The organism is Streptomyces sp. NPDC002911 (genome assembly GCF_053591835.1).
Genome location: NZ_JBSFUO010000052.1, coordinates 1 through 19344, shown reverse-complemented (window position 1 = coordinate 19344; position 19344 = coordinate 1). Strand labels below are relative to the sequence as shown.

The 19344-nt window shown below is 69.5% G+C and carries 15 protein-coding genes and 1 pseudogene; 14 read left to right on the top strand and 2 right to left on the bottom strand.

Annotated features, from left to right (window positions below; all coding sequences use genetic code 11):
- Nucleotides 1-254: 254 nt before the first annotated feature.
- Together ACWD04_RS32875 and sigJ are read right to left on the bottom strand one after the other, a co-directional pair.
- Nucleotides 255-1538, bottom strand: a pseudogene (locus ACWD04_RS32875) (IS1380 family transposase); the annotation flags it as partial.
- 232 nt (nt 1539-1770) lie between these two features.
- Nucleotides 1771-2700 carry an RNA polymerase sigma factor SigJ gene (gene sigJ, locus ACWD04_RS32870; RefSeq protein WP_451137402.1) on the bottom strand — a complete coding sequence of 310 codons (930 nt, stop codon included), beginning with the start codon at nt 2698-2700 and terminating at the stop codon, nt 1771-1773.
- 1609 nt (nt 2701-4309) lie between these two features.
- Here sigJ and ACWD04_RS32865 point away from each other — a divergent pair.
- The 14 genes from ACWD04_RS32865 to ACWD04_RS32800 all read left to right on the top strand — a co-directional run.
- Nucleotides 4310-5182: an AfsR/SARP family transcriptional regulator gene (locus ACWD04_RS32865; protein ID WP_451137401.1), complete on the top strand. Its 873-nt coding sequence runs from the start codon at nt 4310-4312 to the stop codon at nt 5180-5182.
- A 36-nt stretch (nt 5183-5218) separates the two neighbouring features.
- Nucleotides 5219-6049 (top strand): AfsR/SARP family transcriptional regulator, encoded by an 831-nt coding sequence (locus tag ACWD04_RS32860; protein ID WP_451137400.1) that lies wholly within the window; start codon nt 5219-5221, stop codon nt 6047-6049.
- 189 nt (nt 6050-6238) lie between these two features.
- Nucleotides 6239-7213: an aromatase/cyclase gene (locus ACWD04_RS32855; protein WP_451137399.1), complete on the top strand. Its 975-nt coding sequence runs from the start codon at nt 6239-6241 to the stop codon at nt 7211-7213.
- A 1401-nt stretch (nt 7214-8614) separates the two neighbouring features.
- Nucleotides 8615-9667, top strand: a complete 1053-nt coding sequence (locus ACWD04_RS32850) for a type III polyketide synthase (protein ID WP_451137398.1) — start codon at nt 8615-8617, stop codon at nt 9665-9667.
- Between the two features lie 35 nt (nt 9668-9702).
- On the top strand, nt 9703-10269 hold the full coding sequence (locus ACWD04_RS32845; protein WP_451137397.1) for a cupin domain-containing protein: 567 nt from the start codon (nt 9703-9705) through the stop codon (nt 10267-10269).
- A complete protein-coding gene (locus tag ACWD04_RS32840) occupies nt 10266-11432 on the top strand; it encodes a DegT/DnrJ/EryC1/StrS family aminotransferase (RefSeq protein ID WP_451137396.1) in 1167 nt (388 codons plus the stop codon). The genes ACWD04_RS32845 and ACWD04_RS32840 overlap by 4 nt, the downstream gene beginning before the upstream one ends.
- Complete coding sequence (locus ACWD04_RS32835) at nt 11429-12424, top strand: methyltransferase (protein ID WP_451137395.1); 996 nt, start codon at nt 11429-11431, stop codon at nt 12422-12424. Before ACWD04_RS32840 ends, ACWD04_RS32835 begins: the two co-directional genes overlap by 4 nt.
- A 67-nt stretch (nt 12425-12491) precedes the next feature.
- Nucleotides 12492-12614 carry a hypothetical protein gene (locus ACWD04_RS32830; protein ID WP_451137394.1) on the top strand — a complete coding sequence of 41 codons (123 nt, stop codon included), beginning with the start codon at nt 12492-12494 and terminating at the stop codon, nt 12612-12614.
- Nucleotides 12611-12985, top strand: a complete 375-nt coding sequence (locus ACWD04_RS32825; protein ID WP_451137393.1) for a DoxX family protein — start codon at nt 12611-12613, stop codon at nt 12983-12985. The genes ACWD04_RS32830 and ACWD04_RS32825 overlap by 4 nt, the downstream gene beginning before the upstream one ends.
- A 185-nt stretch (nt 12986-13170) precedes the next feature.
- The gene (locus ACWD04_RS32820; protein ID WP_451137392.1) at nt 13171-14757 is read left to right on the top strand and encodes a class I adenylate-forming enzyme family protein; all 1587 of its coding nucleotides are present in this window, start codon (nt 13171-13173) and stop codon (nt 14755-14757) included.
- An 83-nt stretch (nt 14758-14840) separates the two neighbouring features.
- Nucleotides 14841-15911: a methyltransferase gene (locus ACWD04_RS32815; protein WP_451137391.1), complete on the top strand. Its 1071-nt coding sequence runs from the start codon at nt 14841-14843 to the stop codon at nt 15909-15911.
- Nucleotides 15912-15981: 70 nt separating this feature from the next.
- Nucleotides 15982-17193 (top strand): methionine adenosyltransferase, encoded by a 1212-nt coding sequence (gene metK / locus ACWD04_RS32810; RefSeq protein WP_451137390.1) that lies wholly within the window; start codon nt 15982-15984, stop codon nt 17191-17193.
- Nucleotides 17194-17344: 151 nt separating this feature from the next.
- Complete coding sequence (locus tag ACWD04_RS32805) at nt 17345-18331, top strand: carbohydrate kinase family protein (protein WP_451137389.1); 987 nt, start codon at nt 17345-17347, stop codon at nt 18329-18331.
- A partial coding sequence (locus ACWD04_RS32800; RefSeq protein ID WP_451137388.1) for a homocysteine S-methyltransferase family protein occupies nt 18328-19344 on the top strand: 1017 nt, incomplete at its 3' end. The genes ACWD04_RS32805 and ACWD04_RS32800, both read left to right, overlap by 4 nt.

Genomic DNA, 19344 nt, shown 5'->3' with positions numbered 1-19344 from the left:
AACCCCTCAGCAAGGTTCATCGTCCCAGGTCAGGAAGGCACTTTCGCGTTTCCCCCCCCAAGCCAGGCGTACCCAAGTGAAACGGCGAGGTTAACCTTTAAGTTTGATGACGGTTCGCCGATGGAGTCGGTGGACCGTTTTCGTGCCGTGGGCTGGGGGTGGGCAGGTTGTGGGCCCGAGTGTTGTCTTGGGGAGGCGCCGGGTTCCACTGCTCCGGGGTCGGGCTGCTGTCGTAGGGGCGGGAAAGTTGCTGTTCAGTCGGGGTTCGGCAGGAGTGTGAGCTGGTCGAGTGCGGCGGTGATGTGGCCGGTCCAGGGCCAGTGCCGGGCCAGGCGGAGGATCCGCCGGCGGCCGGTGGTGACGAGCTGTCCGGGCGCGGTGAACAGACGGAGCCGCAGGCGGCGGGGTTCCCAGAGGCGGGCCTTGCCGGTCAGGGCGAGTATCGGCATCCAGGCCAGCGGGTCGAGGGCGATCTGCACGATCTCCTGTCAGATCCGGTTCTGGGCGGTGCGGTGCAGGGGGAGGTTGCGCAGGCCGGTGGCTCGGGCGTTTCGGATGCGGTTCTCGGCGCGGGCCCGCAGTCGGTGACGGAGCTCGAGTTCGGCGATCGGCCGGCCCGGGGTGTTGGTGGCGGAGCGCGTCAGCCGCATGCCGTCCGCATCGATGGGCCTCAACTGTGCTGCGGGGTGCGGCTGTTCCTTCCTGGTGATCAACCGCGTGCTCTTGGGCCAGCTGTCCAGGACGTCGCCGGTGAGTTCGGCGACCCAGGCGCCGTCGCGGACCTCGCCGTCTGTCTCGACGGCCGGCGTCCAGTTCGATGCCGGAATCTTCAGCACATGCTGGTGGACCTGCTCGGTGACCGTTATGCCGACTGAGTAGGACAGCCACTGTCCCCGCCGGGCGAGCCAGGCGACGAAGTCGTGGGTGCCTCGCGCGGAGTCGGTGCGGATCAGGGTCCGGCGCCCGCGCCGGTACTTCTTCGGCAGTTGAGCCAGGGCCAGTTGGGCGGCGGTGATGTGGTCGGCCGCCGTGTTCGAGCCCGCGTTGCCCGGCCTGAGCAGGGCTGCGAGTGGTTCGCCCGTGCCGCCCGGTCTGTGGTCGACGAACCCCATCAGCGGGTGGTGACCGTAGGTCCGTTTCCACGTGGGTGCGGCATCCTTTTTGTCCGAGTGCGCGATCACCAGCATCCCATCAAGGTCCACGGTTACCGTCCCGTCCGCGTCAGGCGCTTCCCGGCCGGCCAGCCGCCAGACATGTTGGCGGGCTTCAGCCCGCGCGGACCGGATCGCGGTGAGGGCCTTCGGCCCTGCTGCGGCGAGGGTGTCGATGAGGCGGGAGACGGTCGGGTCGGAGGCCATCGGCCCGAAAACGGCCGGCTCCGCCCGCAGCATGGCGACATCCGCAAGGCAGTCCCCGCCCAGCGCGACCGCCAGGGCCACATCCAGCAGGATCTTGCCCGGATCGTGCACTGCACGAGCCTTCCGCCACGGTGTCACCGCCGCTGATATCGCGGTGTCCAAGCCGGCCTTGCGGACGGTAGTGGTTCCCCCGCTGTGCGGGAGTGGCTGACTGGCTGGTCAGGGCGGGTTGACGTGGCTTCAGGTTCACTGGCTCGGTCGCTGCCTGGTTGGCGTAGTGCTTCTCTTCGAACTCGATGGGGCTGAGGTATCCGAGTCGTTTCTGGATGCGTCGGGGGTTGTAGAAGCCGTCGATGTGTTCGAAGAGTGCGGGGTTGGCCTCGGCTCTGGTGTTGAAGGTCCGGTGGTGGGGTCAGGTTGTCCAGGGGCGGAGTTTTTCGGGGTTGAGTACTGCCCAGATGTGCTTGATCCGGTTGTCTGTGATGTTGAATGCGAGTACGGATACGGTGGTGTTGTTGCGGCGGAGTTCGAGGCCGGGCTGGCCGTTGACGTTGGATTCTGTGATGGTCAGGTCGTCTGCGTTCTGGGCGGCGTGTATGAAGAAGCGGGCGATTTCTTCGCGGCCTTCGATGGGGTGGATCTGGGCGCTGATGATGCCGCCGCCGTCGGTGATCGTGGTGGCGTGGGGGTCGAGGAGGTCTATGAGTGCCTGGATGTTCTGGGTTTCCCAGGCGCGTTTGAAGTTTTTGATCATGTCGGCGTGCCGGGCTGTTGTGGTTGCGGGGGTTCGTTGTGTGCGTACGCGCTGGCGGGCTGATGATGCGAGTTTGCGGCAGGCTGCCGGGGAGCGGCCGACGATGTGCGCGACTTCTGTGAACGAGTAGTGGAAGACGTCGTGGAGGACGAAGGTGACGCGCTCGGCCGGCGTCATTGATTCGAGTACGACGAGGAAGGCGATGCTGACCGACTCGTCGAGGGTGACCCGGTCCGCCGGGTCGGCGGAGTCGCCTGGGCGGCCGCTGATCCATTCTGTGCGGTCGGGCAGTGGTTCGGGTACCCATTCGCCTACGTATCGTTCCCGTCTGGCCCGTGCCGAGCCGAGCAGGTCGAGGCAGATGCGGCTGGCGACCTTGGTCAGCCAGCCGCCGGGGGCGGCGATGGAGTCCTGCTGCTGTGGTGTCATGGCGTACCAGCGGGCGTATGTTTCCTGTACGACGTCCTCGGCATCGGCCACCGAGCCGAGGAACCGGTAGGCGAGGTTGATCAGCTGGCGCCGTTCTTTCAGGACCGCGCTCAGTGCGGCGTCCGTGCGGTCGTTTTCCTGTTCGGGCTGCGTGTTCATTGCCGCCATGTTCTTTCGTGTTCAGGCGGTTTGTGTCACCGCGCTTCGTTTTGGGGGTCTGCGTGGTCGTGCGGGCTGGGGCTGGTGGGGAGTTTCGTCCGGGAACCGGATTATCGCTGCGGGGTGTGCGCTGGTATGGGGTGTGCAACATCGAGGTTCCGGTGTTGCACACTGCCGCGTGTGTAGTCCGTGATCGGTTCTCTGTGCTTTGAGGTGGCTGTCCGGGGATGTGTGAGCTGTGGTCGAGTGCGGGGGCCGGCCGTGTTTCTTGGGGGAGGGGGCGGGGGAGGTGTGGTGGGTGCCGGAAGCGGGGGCTCTGTTCGGGGGGTCTGGCCACCGATGAAGAGCCGGTCGCTGTCACCGTGACGCTCTTTTCGCTGTTCTCGGGGTGTGGTGAGCCCCGGGCCGGGGGTGGCGGGGGTGATCCGTCGCCCGGTGGCGCCGAGGGGATCAGGCCGGCGTCTGCCGGGCACCGCACTGCTTCGGACGGTGTCCCGGGGGCCGGTGGGGGGCTGTGAGCGGGCAGCGTCCGGCCCCGGCGTCACAGCCGTACCGGCCCGGGCGGGTTTCTTCGGGTGTGCAGTCTCCTGGGGCCGGCTCGTTCGGTCCCGCGGGCCGGGTGGCTGTCGTGACGATGGTGGCGGGGGCCTTCGCGCGGGGTGGTGCGGTATCCGCGCCGGGTGTGCTGGAGGTCCGGGTGCGGGGCTGTGTGGCCGGGCAGGAGGCGGTCTGCGCAGGGCCGTGGCCGGGCCGGATGGGAGGGCGGCGAAGGGGCGAAGGCGCAGCATGTGAAGGGCAGGCCGAGAGTGGGCGGGGGTGTCGGGCTGTTTATGGGTGAGGGGTGTGGGTGCGCGGGGCTGTTCGGGGGGGTTCAGCGGTTGTGCCGGTGCTGGGGGCCGGTGGTTTCGGGCCGGGGGTGGGGAGTCGTCTTGTGCGGACGGTGTCATTTCGGCGGTGTCATTTCGGGGTGTGGTGTGGCCGACGCGGTGTCATCGGCCTGGTCCGGGCCCGGGAGATGCGCGTCAGGGGATGCTCTGTTTGTAAGCACTTGTCTTGGCCCCACCGCGCGGATGAGAAGTGGCCCCGCTGGTTCGGTCCCGTTCGAGGGAGAAGACGCAGCTGCAGGGGGTGGTGGGTACGCCCCGTCGCACGTGCCAGTGGAGCCAGAACAGGTCCGTACACCGGGGCCAATCGAGGTGCTTGCAGACAGGATGCTCCGCATGGGGCTCGCCGGCCTGCCGCTTTGCGGGCACGGCAGCCCTGGGCGGTGATCCGGCGGTGATCCGGGGCTCCGCGCAGGTCAGGCGTGGGCCCCGGCGCAGTCTCTGCGGCACCACTGAAACATTCTTTGTCCGCCGTATTCTGGTGGCGGGAAGGGTGGCCGGTGTGCGGGGAGGGGTGTTTTTTTGCGGCCTGGGCCGCCCGGAATGGTGTATTGCCTACTTGAGGTGTGCTCACGGACAGGTGGTGTGCCGCCTGTGCAGGGATGGCACCCCAGTAGAAACCAGCTGTCCGGTTTTGTATTGACAGGGTGTCCTGGATCTATTTGAATCGGTGCGCGGTAGAGGTCGCCCCGCGAGCGGCACCGTCTAGGTTCAGGGGAGAAGCTGTGGACATCGACGTGCTCGGCGCGTTGTCAGTGCGGGAGAACGGGGCCTCCATCACGCCGACGGCCCCCAAGCCCCGACAGGTTCTGGCCCTGCTGGCGCTGCACACGGACCGGGTGGTGCCCGTGCCGGCGCTGATGGAGGAGCTCTGGGGCCTCACTCCGCCGCGCAGCGGGCGCACCACTTTGCAGACCTACGTCCTTCAACTGCGTGAACTCATCGCCGTGGCCCTGGACAAGGGCCGGGCGCAGGGGGCGCGGGGGGCGCGGGGGGAGGCGGGGCGGCGGGCCGCCAAGGACGTGCTGGTGACGATGCCCGGCGGCTACATGCTGGCCGGTGGTGACGGGCACAGTGATGTGCGCACCTTCGAACGGCTCGCGGGCCTGGGGTACCGGGCCATGGACACGGATGACTTCGCCGGCGCCGCGCGGCAGCTGCGCGAGGCGCTGACGCTGTGGTCGGGGACCGCCTTCGCGGACGTGCAGGCCGGGCCGCAGCTGGAGATGGAGATCAAGCGTCTCCAGGAGAGCCGTCTGTGTGCTCTGGAGCAGTGCATCGAGGCCGAGCTGCGCCTGGGACGTCACCGTGAGGTACTGGCCGAGCTGACCGTGCTGGTGAACCGGTACCGCACGCACGAGAGCCTGCACGCCCAGTTCATGCTCGCGCTGTACCGCTCGGGACGGCGCAGCGAGGCGCTGGATGTCTACCGGCGGCTGCGTGTCACGCTCGTGCGGGATCTCGGTCTGGAGCCCTCGGCGGGACTGCGCCGGCTGCAGCAGTCCATCCTGGCGGCCCGGGGCGAGTCCGTGGCGCAGGGGCCCGGTGTCGTCAGGGCCGCCCGTCCGGTCAGGGAGCGGCTCGCGCCGGTGCGCTGAGTACGCGAAGGGCTCGACGAGGTGCGGAGAGAGCTCGTGAAGGTTCAGGTTCTGGGTGCGCTGGCGGCGGAGGTCAACGGGGAGTCGATCGTTCCGACGGCCGGTAAACCGCGGCAGATCCTGTCCCTGCTCTGCCTGAATCCCGGGCGGGCGATGCCGGTGTCCACGCTCATGGAGGAGATCTGGGGGTCCGAGCCGCCGCCGAGCGCGCTCACCACTGTGCAGACCTACATCCTGCAGCTGCGCCGGCGTCTGGGTGCGGCGTTGGGGCCCGGCGCGCCCGGCGCGCCCGGCACGGCCAAGGAGGTGCTCGCCACCCGGCACCGCGGTTATCTGATGCAGATCCCGGCGATGAGTGTCGATGTGCACCAGTACGAACGCATGGTCGTGCGGGGGCGGGCTGCCAGGGAGGCCGGTGACGACGCCACTGCGGCCGCCTGCTTCAGCCAGGCGCTCGAGCTGTGGCGCGGGCCCGCGCTGGTCGACGTACGGGCCGGGCCGGTCCTCGGGATGGAGGTTCTGCGCCTGCAGGAGAGCAGACTCGCCACCGTCGAGTGGCGCATCGACGCGGATCTGCGGCTCGGCCGGCACTGCGAACTCCTGGCGGAGCTTGTCGGGCTGATGGCGCGTCATCCTTTTCACGAGGGGCTGCACGCGCAGGCCATGGTGGCCCTGTACCGTTCCGGGCGCCAGGCAGCGGCCCTCGATGTCTACCGCAGACTGCGTATCCGGCTCATCGAGCATCTGGGCGTGGAGCCCTCGCCGCAGGTGCGGGGGCTGCATCAGGCGGTGCTCGCCGTCGATCCCAAGCTGGACATCGCCGCCGGGGCGCAGCGCGGCTCGACCTTCGACCTGTATGCCGCCTGACGGTGGGTGACCCCGGCCCCGTATCCCGTGTCTGACGGGCCCGGGGCGCCGGCCCGAGGCGGACTCGAGCCGTGTCCGGCCGCGTCTCCAGTGGCTCCGGACAGGCTCTGCTGACTGCCGCCGTTCGACGGGCACGTCGACCGTGTGCCCCGTACGGCCACGGCCGGGCGGTCCGTTGGAGGAGGGAAGGTGGTTGCGGTGCCGGGTGAGTGTGTACGCCGGCTGTCACACAGCATCGATGTGGACGCGCCCGCGGGGGTCGTCTACACCTTGGTCGTCTCCGCCGAACGCCGGCCGCTGCACTTCCCGTCGAACGTGTATGTGGAGCGGCTCGACTTCCACGATTTCGGCGGCGTGTGCGAACGGCTGCGCGTGTGGGCCCTGGCCGACGGTGAGGTCAAGTCCTGGACGTCCGACAGGATCCAGGACTCCGCGCGGCGCTCGCTCTTCTTCCGGCAGGACCGGATCATGGAGCCTGCAGGGTCGATGGGCGGGACGTTCTCGGTGCAGCCCCTGGGCCCCGACCGCTGCCGGCTGACGATAGACCACGCGTTCACGTCCCTGGACGACAGTCCCGAGAGCATGGCGTGGCTGGAGGCGAACGTCGCCGCCACCACCCGCTCCGACCTGAAGAACCTGCGGTTTTTGGCGGAACGGTGGACGCGGCTCGATGAACTCCTTCTGTCGTTCGAGGAGTCCGTGCGGGTCAAAGGGCCCGCCGAGCTCGTGCACAGCTTCCTCTACGACGTCGAGAGCTGGCCCGGGCACCTCCCGCAGGTCCGCCGGGTCGATCTGGACGAGCCCCAGGTCGGCGTCCAGAAGGTCACCATGGCCCTCGCCGCGGCTGACGGCACCGTCCAGGACATCACCTCCGTCAGGCTGTGCTTCCCGCACGCCGGACGCATCGTGCACAAGGAGATGACCCCCCGCAAGCTGCTCGCGGCGCACTGCGGGGAATGGTCGGTCGTCTGCGACGAGTACGGCGTCACCGTGACCTCACAGCACCATGTCGTGCTGCGGGAGAGCGACATCGAGCCGGTCCTCGGCCCGGGTGCCACCCTGGAGGACGCCCGCCGCCGTGTGCGCGCGGAACTCGGCGAGGAAAGCCTGCGGACGCTGCACCTGGCCCGGCAGCACGCCGAGTCGGCCGTGCGCGTGCTGTGAGGAGGCAACCGGCCCCGGCCGCCGCGCCGCGGCCGGCCGCGCACCGCAGGCGATACCTGCCACCCCACGCGGCCGGCCTCGTTGGTGCGGGGGCGGGACCACGAGAGTGGACGGCGAGGGCACACACGGCGCCCCGCGGCACGGCAGGAGGGCGTAAGGCACGTCCGGTATCCGGGCGGCGATCCCGCCGCACGGGAGCGGCCCTCACGGCCCCGGCAGCCGGCGGGCAGGGGGCGGGTCCTCGCGGGCGCCTCGAGTGAGCGCACAGGACCCGCGCCGCCGATGACCGCCACACGCGATGGGGCCGTGCCGCCGTCCGCGGGCCTCGTTCTCCTTGGCGTCCGGGGCGGTCCGCCTCGCCGCACGGCGGCGCGCCCGGTGCGTTTGCCCGGCCGGTCGATGTCCGCCGCGCGCAGAGCGTGCTCGGCGAGTCTTGGCCCCGGGCCCGCCAGGGCTGTCGTGGCGGGCGGCCGCGCCGGCCCCGACGGAACGGGACGGGCCCAAGCCCGGTGCGGCTGTGCCAGGCCAGGGCCCCTCTTCGGATCCAGGGGCGGCGTCGGTGGCGCAGCCGCATGTCTGTGGGACGGGCAACGCGGTGACGCTCGGTTCCCGGCCGCCGGCCATCACCCGTATAGGGCTGCCGGCTGACTGAGGAGTATCCGGACAGCCGGTGGCCGAGGTGCTGCCGGCGGTGCTGCTGCTGGAGTCCGGCTCTGTCCCCACGGGCGGGAAGTTCGGGCCTGGTGCCCGGATGTGCGGGGCGGTGATGTGCTGCGGGCCGGCGAAGACGGCCGTCCGACGTTGTCGGGCGGGGAAAGAACCTGTGCGTCCCAGCATATCGGCACGGCCGCTTCACCTCTGAGGCTTCGCCGGCCTCAGGAGACCGGTCGAGGATCTCAGGGTGGTGACCCAGGCGCCGGCGGACCCTGCGCTTCGTTGCCTCACGGCCGGCCGCTCGACCGGGTTGCCGGGGATCGAGCAGGTCATGGATATCTGGGCCGCAGGTTCTGAAGGCTCGAGTGGTGGTTCGGCGCCGGGGATTGAGCAGGCGCGGCCGGCCGGACAGGTCAGCGGGCGGACCCGATGGGCAGGGCAGCGACGAGGAGTCCGGCCGGTAGACGCCACCACTGCACCTGGCGTGACGCACGTCACTTTCTTGGGGTCTTGGCCCGCCGGTGCTCTGCGTGTCACGATTTCCGCACCTCCCCCCTGCCCGAAAACATCGGCGGGGGTGTTCTCTTTCGATGCCCCGTCCCGCATGCCGGGACGGGGCATTTCTGTCGGCCTGGAGTAGGCCGCATCGCTCATTGTCCTTGCCTTCACCCGACCCGGGCAGCACTGGAACGGTGCGAGCGATTCCTCCCGTGCAGAAGGCAGACTCTAGAGAAAGTGGACTCAGATATGCCAAGGCTGTGCAAGCCCGCGGTGAGTGTGCCGGAATACGTCATCACAGCGGAAGAGACCCTCGCGTTCGCCGAACGGGTCCACGCCGGAAAGCCGCAGCTCCCGCTGGCACTTCGCCTCATCCGGAACACGGGGGTGTTGAAGCGGCATATCGTCCAGCCGATCGAGAAGACCCTCCACCACCCCGGCCTGACGGAGCGCAACCGGATCTACGAGATCGAATCCAAGAAACGGACCCCCGAGGTCATCGAACGGGCCCTGAAGAACGCCCAGGTAGCGGCACGTGACATCGACGCCATCATCTACGTGTCGTGCACCGGGTTCATGATGCCCTCACTGACCGCGTGGCTGATCAACCGCATGGGGTTCCGGGACGACACACGGCAGATGCCGATCGCGCAGCTGGGCTGCGCGGCGGGCGGCGCGGCGATCAACCGGGCCCACGACTTCTGCACGGCCCACCCCGGCAGCAACGTCCTGATCGTCTCGTGCGAGCTGTGCTCGCTGTGCTACCAGCCCGACGAGGACGACATCGGATCACTGCTGTCCGACGGGCTGTTCGGCGACGCGGTCGCCGCCGCCGTCGTGCGGGGCAACGGAGGAACCGGCATCGAACTGGAGCTCAACTCCTCCTACCTCATCCCGAACACCGAGGACTGGATCTCCTACGCCGTGCGCGACACCGGCTTCCACTTCCAGCTGGACCGCCGGGTGCCCGGAACCATGGAGCCGCTCGCCCCGGTGCTGCGTGAGTTCGCCGCGGGCCACAGCTGGGACGCCTCCAACCTCGACTTCTACATCGTGCACGCGGGCGGCCCCAGAATCCTCAACGACCTCGCCAAGTTCCTCGACGTCGACCGCAAGGTGTTCCGGCACAGCTGGGCGACCCTGACCGAGTACGGGAACATCGCCAGCGCCGTCGTACTCGACGCGGCCCTGCGACTGTTCGAGGGGGACACCCCGATGCCCGAAGCGACCGGCCTGATCGCCGGCTTCGGCCCCGGCATCACCGCCGAGATGGCGCTCGGCCGCTGGAACAGCGACGCGTAGCCGGTCATCGACCCAGGCAAAGGAATCAAGAGCACATGACTGACCTCATCATTCCGGCCGGCGGAGGACGAAAACTGATCACCCCGGCACAGGAAGTGACCTTCAAGGCCACGAAGGAGCAAGGATCGTCCATATCGATCTTCGAAGTGGTCGTTCCGCCCGGATTCGACGTCGGGGCACACGTGCACAGCCACTCCCAGGAGTTCTTCTACGTCCTCCAGGGCCAGCTCGACCTGCTGTGCTTCGAGCCCACCGAGCGCACGACCGACACCTGGCACCACTGGAGATCCGCCCGGGGCGACCGCGTGATCCGCGCGGCGGAGGGCGGCTGCATGTTCGTCCCGCCCGGCACCCCGCACGCCTTCCGCAACGCCACGGACAAGCCCGTGAAGATGCTCTTCCAGAGCTACCCCTCACCCGACCACGAAGAGTACTTCGAGGAGATCACGGAAATCTGGTCGCGCGGCACCACAGTGGACGCCGCAGCCGTCAAGGACATGCGCAAGCGCTACGACGTCACCCAGCTCACACCGCTGCGCTTCGAGCCGCCCGTGCCCGTGATCCCCGGCCAGGAAACGAACGAGGAGCGGACCCGACGATGAGCACCAGCGAACCGATCCCCCTGGTCCACGCGAGCCTGGGCGAACAGGAACTGGCCGCCGTCGCCGAGGTGTTCGCCTCCGGATGGCCGGCCGGACAAGGCCCCAGGGGCAAGGCGCTCGAAACCCGGCTCGCCCGGGAGTACAAAGTCGCCGACGCGGTCGCGGTCAGCAACTGCGGCGCCGCGCTGCACCTCGCCCTGATGGCGCTCGGCGTCAAGCCGGGCGACGAAGTGATCGTCGCCGACTACACCTTCCCGGCGCCCGCCCACGCGGTGCGCTACCTCGGCGCCATCCCGGTCTTCGCCGACGTACGCGCCGACACCGCAACCGTCGACCCGCAGGCGGTCGCCGACCTCGTCGGCCCCCGCACCGTGGGCATCATCGCGGTGGACACGGTCGGCCTGCCCGCCGACTACGCACCGCTGCAGGCCATCGCGGACCGCCACGGCCTGTTCCTGGTGGAGGACGCCGCCTGCGCGGTAGGCGCCACATACCAGGGACGCAAAGCAGGCTCCCTCGCCGAGGTGGGGTGCCTCTCCTTCCACGGCCGCAAAGGAGCCACCAGCGGAGAGGGCGGGGCACTGCTCGCCACCGATCCCCGGATCGGCGCGGACGCACGGCTGCGCTCCTCCTTCGGCATCGGCAGCATCTTCGACATGGGGCAGGTCGTCGGCCTGCCCATCCCCCAGTTCACCGAGATCGGCTACAACTTCAAGCTGTCCGACATCGCCGCGGCCATCCTCCAGGTACAGATCAGCCGGATCGGCGAACTCCTCACCCGCCGCGACACCGCCGCCGCCCAGTACACCGAACTCCTCACCGACGAGGAACTGCTGACAACGCCCCAGGTACCCGACGACCGCACCCACGCCTGGCAGTCCTACATGGTGACACTGGACCCCGGCGTGGACCGTGCGGCCGTCGCCGCCGATCTGCGCGCCCAGGGCATCGGATGCGGACACGGAACCTGGGCCACCCACCTACAGCCCGTGTTCGCGACGGACCACACCTGCCCCGTCTCCGCAGACCTCTTCCAGCGCAATCTCGCCATCCCCATGCACGCGGAACTCACCACGAGCCAGATCGAACGGGTCGTGGACGCCCTGCGCGGCTCGCTGCGGGCCCACTCGACGTCCACCCGGGTCCTAGGAGGGGCCGCATGACGGACAACCAGCCGGCACCGGACGGCGTACTGCGGCTGATCAACGGCTACTGGGCCACCGGCGTCCTCGGCGCCGCGGCCGCCCACTCACTGTTCACCCACCTCGAGAACGGGGCGGACACGACCGCTCAACTGGCCACCCGCGCCCGGATCTCCGAGCGCGGCGCCCAGACCCTCCTCGACGGACTCATCGGCGTGGGTCTGATCGAACTGCACCAGGGCCACTACCGCAACACCCCCGAGGCGGCCGCCTACCTGGTGGAAGGCAAGCCCGCCTCCCTGAGCAGCTTCGCGCAGCTCAAGCTGAAGCACATGGGAGCCCTGACCCACCTGCCGGACGTGGTCCGCGCCGGGGGACCGGTATTGGACCCGGCCACCGAGGTGGCCGACAACCCCCACTGGGAGGAAATCGTCCAGGCGATCGCCGCGCAGTCGGTCCCCGCCGCGACGGTCGCCGCCGAAGTACTCAAACTCGCCGACGCCGGCGAACTCTCCATCCTCGACGTGGGCGGCGGCTCGGGCATCTACTCGGCGATCTGGCTCGAGACCAACCCGGCCGCCCGCTCCACCCAGCTCGACTGGGAGCCGATCAACGCGATCGCCCGCCGCCTCCTGGCCCAACGCGGCGTCACCGACCGGTTCACCACCATCGACGGTGACTTCCACACCACCGACTTCGGCACAGCGCGTTACGACATCGCCCTGTACTCCCACATCGCCCACCAGGAAGGAGCCGAAGGCAACATCGACACCTTCACCAGGCTGCACGCCTGCCTCAAGCCCGGCGGCGCGCTGGTCGTCTGCGACTACGTCGTCGACGACGACCGCTCCGGCCCGCCCTTCCCACTGATCTTCGCCTCGGAAATGCTGCTGAAGAGCCAGCAGGGCGGCACCTGGCGGCAGTCCGAGTACCGCGACTGGCTCGTCAAGGCCGGCTTCGAAAACATCTCGTTCCACTCCGCGCCACCCGCGACGCTGATCGTCGCCCGGTAGCCGCGCGCGGCCCGCTCCGCACTCCCCGCCGCCCTCCAGGAACGCCCGGGACGCACCACCCCTGCTGGTGTCCGACCAGTCGGCCCGCCACCAGGCCCACCACACCCCCGACACCACCACCGCGCTCACAGCCGGCCGCACCGCCCGCCCAGCAACCGGCCCGAACCCGCACAAGGAGAACCCCCCGTGAACGTCGCCCTGTGGATCGTCGCGGCCCTGCTGGGCGCAGTCAGCCTGGCCGGCGGCGCCATGAAAATGCTCCAGCCCCCACAGAAGCTGGCCGCCTCCGGCTACGGCTGGGTCGAGGACTTCCGCCCCAGCAGCGTCCAGGCCATCGGCGCCCTCGAGATACTGGCCGCAGTGGGCCTGATCCTGCCCGCCGCACTCGACATCGCACCCGTGCTGGTGCCGACGGCCGCCGCCGGAACCGTGCTCCTGATGACCGGCGCAGCCGCCACACACCTGCGCCGCCACGAGAGCCAGGCGATCGCGGTCAACGCGGTCCTGCTCGCGGCAGCGGCCTTCGTGGCATGGGGCCGCTTCGGCCCGCACTCCTTCTGATCGCCCCCGGCGAGCACCCCCACCCCCACACCCCACACCCCACACCCCCCACACCCCCCGTGACCCCCGAACTCCTTTCAGGCCCGACGCGCCCCCGGCACGCAACCCGGCGGCACGCCCTCTCGCGCGCCGCCCAGCGGCGACCGTCCGCGTCCGACCCGCTCACCGCAAAGGAGACAGCCCACATGAAGGGCACCACGGCCTACAGATCCATACAGAAACGCGGTCTGCACATCGGCCTCCTGCCGGAGATGGCCGCGGCGGTGAACCCCTCGACGCCCATCACCCTCGACCACGACCTCGGCGTCTTCCCCGAGGCCGGACGACACCTGACGGTAACTCAGTACGCCGAGCACGTGGACGACCTGGCGGCCCGCCTGTGGGCCGCCGGCGTCCGGCCCGACGAGCACGTCGTCCTCTACAAGACCGCCAACGCCGACCACTGGATGCTCGCCGCCGCAGTATCCCGTATCGGCGCGGTCGTCGTGAACCTCTCACCCTCCCTGGACCCCGCGACCGTGGCCGTCCTGATCGAACGGGTGGACCACCCGACGCTGCTCACCGACGGGCCCACACTCGACATCCTCGCCGACGTGCCGCTGACGGACATCACCCGCCGCGTGATCACCTCGCACGGCCACCGGCCACAAGCCCTCCCCCTCGCCCAGCTCGCCGGATCACCACGGGTCAAGCCGGTGCTCCGGCCGATCGACGAAGCCGCCGTGATCACCCACACCTCCGGCACCACCGGCATCCCCAAGCTCGTCGTCCACACCCCCCGCACCCAGAGCATCCGCCTCGTACCGCAGTGGCGACTGCTCCGCCTGCTGCGCAAGAAGCAGACCGTCGCGATCCACATCCCCTTCGTGCACTCGCGCATGGTCGCGGCGATGTCCCTGGCGCTCCTCAGAGAATTCCCGGTCCTGCTGATGCGCGAGGCGTCGCCCGCCGACGTCGCCGAGCAGCTCATCGAGCACCGGCCGGTGCTCATCGAGGCGCTGCCCAACTCGCTGATGGAATGGGAGGTACTGACCCACGACCCACGCGCACCGTTCGGCTCGGTGAAGGTCTTCAGCTCCACCTTCGACGCGATCCACCCCGGGACGATGAGCAAACTCCTCAACTCCTCCGACCGGCGCGGCGCCCTCTTCTTCCAGATCTACGGGCAGAGCGAGGTCGGCCCCGCCGTCGGCCGCGCCTACTTCCGCCACTTCGCCCACAGGGCCAACGGCCGCTGTGTCGGCTGGGCCATGCCGAAGGGCGCCGCCCGCATCCGCGTGGTCAGCCGGGACGGACAGCCCCCGTCCGAGAAACACCCCGGCTTCATCGAAGTCGCCTGGGACGGCCTGGCGAAGACCTACCACGCCGAGCAGGAGCGCTACGCCACCAACCGCGACGGCGACTGGTGGCGCACCGGCGACGTCGGCTACCGCACCAGGTTCGGCTGCCTGCACATGCTCGACCGGGAGGTCGACATGATCCCCGGAGTGCGCAGCTCCCTGGAAGTCGAGGACGTCGTCCTGAGCAAGCTCAGCGAGCTCAGCGAACTCGTCGTCGTGCAAGGCCCCAACGCCCAGCCGATCCCGGTGATCTGCACCGTCGACGACAAGCCGCTCGACCGGGCCCGCTGGCGCGCCGCCGTCGCCGGCTTCCCCCAGCTGGGCGACCCCGTCCAGATACCACAGGCCGAACTGCCCCGCACGGCCACACTCAAGGTCCAGCGCAACGCACTGGCCCACCGGTTCGAAGAACAGCACAACGACACGGCCTGACCCCTTCCCCCACACCCGGCCCCGGCAAAGACCGCGGCCGCGAACGGCCCCGGCCCAGCAACCACTCGAAAGGGATATCCGCAATGACGTCCGACGACACCCTCGCCCGGTTCCGCGAATACATGGTGGGCCCCTCACGGTTCATGACCCTGCTGGCCACCTTCGAGCTCGGCATCGTCGACAAGCTCAGGCAGACACCCGGCCTGACCGCGGCCCAGCTCGGCGAGGCCGTCGGCGCCAAGCCCGACGCCATCGAGCAACTCCTCCTCCTGCTCGTCAAGGAGAGCTTCATCGCCCACGACCAGGACAGCGGCGCCTACACCCTCGACGCCCTCGCCGACGTCGCCGAGACCGACCTGCGGCGCGCCCTCGCCTACATGAACCTGATCAAGGTCACAGCGCTGCGGCAGTTCTTCTACCTGACCCAGAGCGTACGCACCGCCAGCACCGCCGGCCTGAAAGAGCTCTACGGCGTCGAGGGCACCCTCTACGACGCCGTGGCGGACCACCAGGACCTGCGCGACGCCTGGTCCAAGCTGATGGACACCGTCACCGCCAACATCGACCCCTGGTTCTTCGGCAACATCGACATCCCGCCCGGCGCCCAGGTCCTCGACGTCGCCGGCAACACCGGCCTCGGCGCGATCCACACCTACCGGCACAAGCAGTCCCCCGGCCTGCGGGTCACCACCTTCGACCTGCCGGAGAAGAAGAACGAGGCCCTGGCCAACTTCAAGGCGCAGGACCTCGACGAGCACCTCTCGTTCATCGGCGGGAACGTCTTCCACGAGATCCCCAAGGGCTACGACACCGTACTGATCAAGCACTTCCTGGACATGTTCGACAAGGACGACGTCCTCATCATCCTCCGCGGCGTCAACGAGGCGCTTCAGGCGGGCGGACAGGTCCACATCCTGGTGCCGGTGTACCCCGAGAACATCAAGGACACCGACAACTACAACGTCGACTTCTTCCCCGCCTTCTTCATCGGCGCCGCCATGGGCCAGGGCGGACCGCAGAAACTGTCGACGTACCAGAGCTGGCTGGAGGAGGCCGGCTTCAAGGTGACGAAGGCCATCACCAAGGACTCCTCCGAGATCCCCCCGGACGTCATCCCCGTACAGGCCATCCTGAGCGCGACCAAGGTGGCGTGAGCCGGGGCCGGCCGCCTTCCCGGCACACGAGCCCCCGCCCCGCACCCACCCACCACCGTTCTGGAGTGCCATGTCCCGCAGCCTGTTCACCTCGGAATCCGTGACCGAGGGGCATCCCGACAAGATCGCCGACCAGATCAGCGACACCATCCTCGACGCACTGCTGCGCCAGGACCCGGCCTCGCGTGTCGCGGTCGAAACCCTGATCACCACCGGTCAGGTGCACATCGCGGGAGAGGTCACGACCTCTGCCTACGCCGACATCGCGGAGCTGGTGCGCAAGAAGATCCTGGAGATCGGATACGACTCGTCGGCCAAGGGTTTCGACGGCGCCTCATGCGGCGTGTCGGTATCGATCGGCGCCCAGTCCCCGGACATCGCGCAGGGAGTCGACACGGCCTACGAGAAGCGCGTCGAGGGCGATGACGACGAGCTGGACAAACAGGGCGCGGGCGACCAGGGCCTGATGTTCGGCTACGCGACGAACGAGACGCCCAACCTGATGCCCCTGCCCATCGAGCTGGCCAACCGGCTGGCGCGGCGGCTGACCGAGGTCCGCAAGGACGGCACCGTCCCCTACCTGCGCCCCGACGGCAAGACCCAGGTCACCATCGAGTACCTGGGCAGCCGTCCGGTCCGCCTGGACACGGTCGTCATCTCCTCGCAGCACGCCGGCGACATCGACCTGGGCTCGCTCCTCACCCCGGACATCCGCGAGCACGTCGTCGAGCACGTCATGGCCCAGCTGGCCCAGGACGGCATCAAGCTGGACACCGACGACTACCGGCTCCTGGTGAACCCGACGGGCAAATTCGAGATCGGCGGCCCGATGGGTGACGCCGGCCTGACCGGCCGCAAGATCATCATCGACACGTACGGGGGAATGGCCCGCCACGGCGGCGGGGCCTTCTCCGGCAAGGACCCGTCCAAGGTGGACCGGTCGGCCGCGTACGCGATGCGCTGGGTGGCCAAGAACGTCGTCGCGGCCGGCCTCGCGGAGCGCTGTGAGGTCCAGGTCGCGTATGCCATCGGCAAGGCCGAACCGGTCGGTCTGTTCCTGCAGACCTTCGGCACGAACACGGTCGCCGTCGACAAGATCGAGGACGCGGTCAAGGAGGTCTTCGACCTGCGCCCCGCAGCGATCATCCGCGACCTCGACCTGCTCCGCCCGATCTACGCCCAGACCGCCGCCTACGGCCACTTCGGCCGTGAACTGCCCCACTTCACCTGGGAGCGCACCGACCGCGCCGACGCCCTGCGCCAGGCGGCGAAGGCGGCCTGAGGCGCAGTACAGCAGCCGGCCCGCCCCGGCCTGCCAGCCGGCGGTGCGCGGTCACCCCCCGGCCGCGCACCGCTTCCTCCCCGCCTGGTCCCGCGTGGCGCCCGCCACCGGAACCGCCTCGTACCCGACACCGGCCCCAGGAGTGCTTCCCGTGCGTATCGCCGTGACCGGATCGATCGCGACCGACCACCTGATGGTGTTTCCCGGACGCTTCGCCGAGCAGTTGATCAAGGAGCAACTGGCACGCGTCTCCTTGTCGTTCCTCGCCGACCGGCTGGAGGTGCGCAGGGGCGGCGTCGCCGCCAACATCGCCTTCGGTCTCGGCCAGCTCGGCCTCGACCCGATCCTGGTGGGGGCGGCGGGCATCGACTTCGCCGAGTACGGCACCTGGCTGCGGGCGAACGGCGTCGACACCCGCGAGGTACGCGTCAGCGAGACGCTGCACACCGCGCGCTTCGTGTGCACCACCGACCAGGACCAGAACCAGATCGCCACCTTCTACGCCGGTGCCATGGCCGAGGCCTCCCGCATCGACCTCGCCAAGATCACCGCGCGCACCGGCAGGCCGGCACTCGTCCTCGTCGGGGCCGACGACCCCGACGCCATGCTGCGGCACACGGCCACGGCCCACCGCCTCGGCATCCCCGTCGCCGCCGACCCCTCCCAGCAGCTCGCCCGCCTCGACCGGGACCAGGCACGACAACTCGTCGACGGCGCCAGGTGGCTGTTCACCAACGAGTACGAGGCCGCCCTCCTGGCCGAACGCACCGGCTGGACGCAGGAGGACCTCCTCGGCCGGGTCGGCACCTGGATCACGACACTGGGCGACGCCGGGGTCCGTCTGGCCCGGGCCGGCGCCCCCGCATCGGTGATCACCGCCGTGCCCGCCGCCAAGATCACCGATCCCACGGGCGCCGGTGACGCCTTCCGCTCAGGATTCCTCGCCGGCACGTCATGGCAGTGGCCGCAGGAACAGGCCGCCCAGCTGGGCTGCGCGCTGGCCACCACCGTCCTGGAATCTGTCGGCACCCAGGAGCACAAGCTGGTCCCCTCGGACCTGATCGCCCGCATCGACCGGACGTACGGCCGTGCGGCGGCCCGTGCCGTCGAACCACGGCTTGCGGGGGTGGGGTCATGAGCGCGGCCCAGCGCACTCGCGTGGACGCCTTGCGCAAGGCCCTCGCCACGCGGGTGGTGGTGGCCGACGGCGCGATGGGCACCATGCTCCAGGCCCAGGACCCCACCCTCGAGGACTTCCAGAACCTCGAAGGCTGCAACGAGATCCTGAACGTCACCCGTCCCGACATCGTCCGCTCGGTGCACGAGGAGTACTTCGCGGCCGGCACGGACTGCGTGGGCACCAATACCTTCAACTGCAACCATGCCGCGCTCGGCGAGTACGACATCGCGCATCGCATCCACGAACTGTCCGAGGCGGGCGCCCGGCTGGCCCGTGAGGTCGCCGACGAGTTCACCGCGTCCACCGGGCGCCAGCGCTGGGTGCTCGGCTCGATGGGGCCGGGCACCAAACTGCCGACCCTGGGACACATCGAGTACCGCACCATCCGCGACGCCTACCGGAAGAACGCCGAAGGGCTGCTCGCCGGCGGCGCGGACGCCCTCCTCGTGGAGACGACGCAGGACCTGCTCCAGACGAAGGCGGCGGTCACCGGCGCCCACCGCGCCATGGAGGCCGCGCAACTCACCGTTCCGCTGATCTGTTCGGTGACGGTGGAGACGACCGGCACGATGCTGCTCGGCTCGGAGATCGGTGCCGCGCTGACGGCGCTGGAGCCGCTGGGTATCGACATGATCGGCCTGAACTGTGCGACGGGCCCGGCGGAGATGAGCGAGCACCTGCGCTACCTCTCACGGCACTCGCGTATCCCGATCTCGGCGATGCCGAACGCCGGGCTGCCGGTGCTCACCAAGGACGGCGCCCACTACCCGCTGACCGCCGCGGAGCTGGCCGACGCACACGCCTCCTTCGTCGCCGACTACGGCTTGTCGTTGGTGGGCGGCTGCTGCGGCACGACGCCGGAGCATCTGCGCCAGGTCGTCGAGCGTGTCCGCGGTGCGGAGCTCACCCCCCGTGCTCCGCGCCCGGAGCCGGGTGCGGCGTCGCTGTACCAGAGCGTTCCGTTCCGCCAG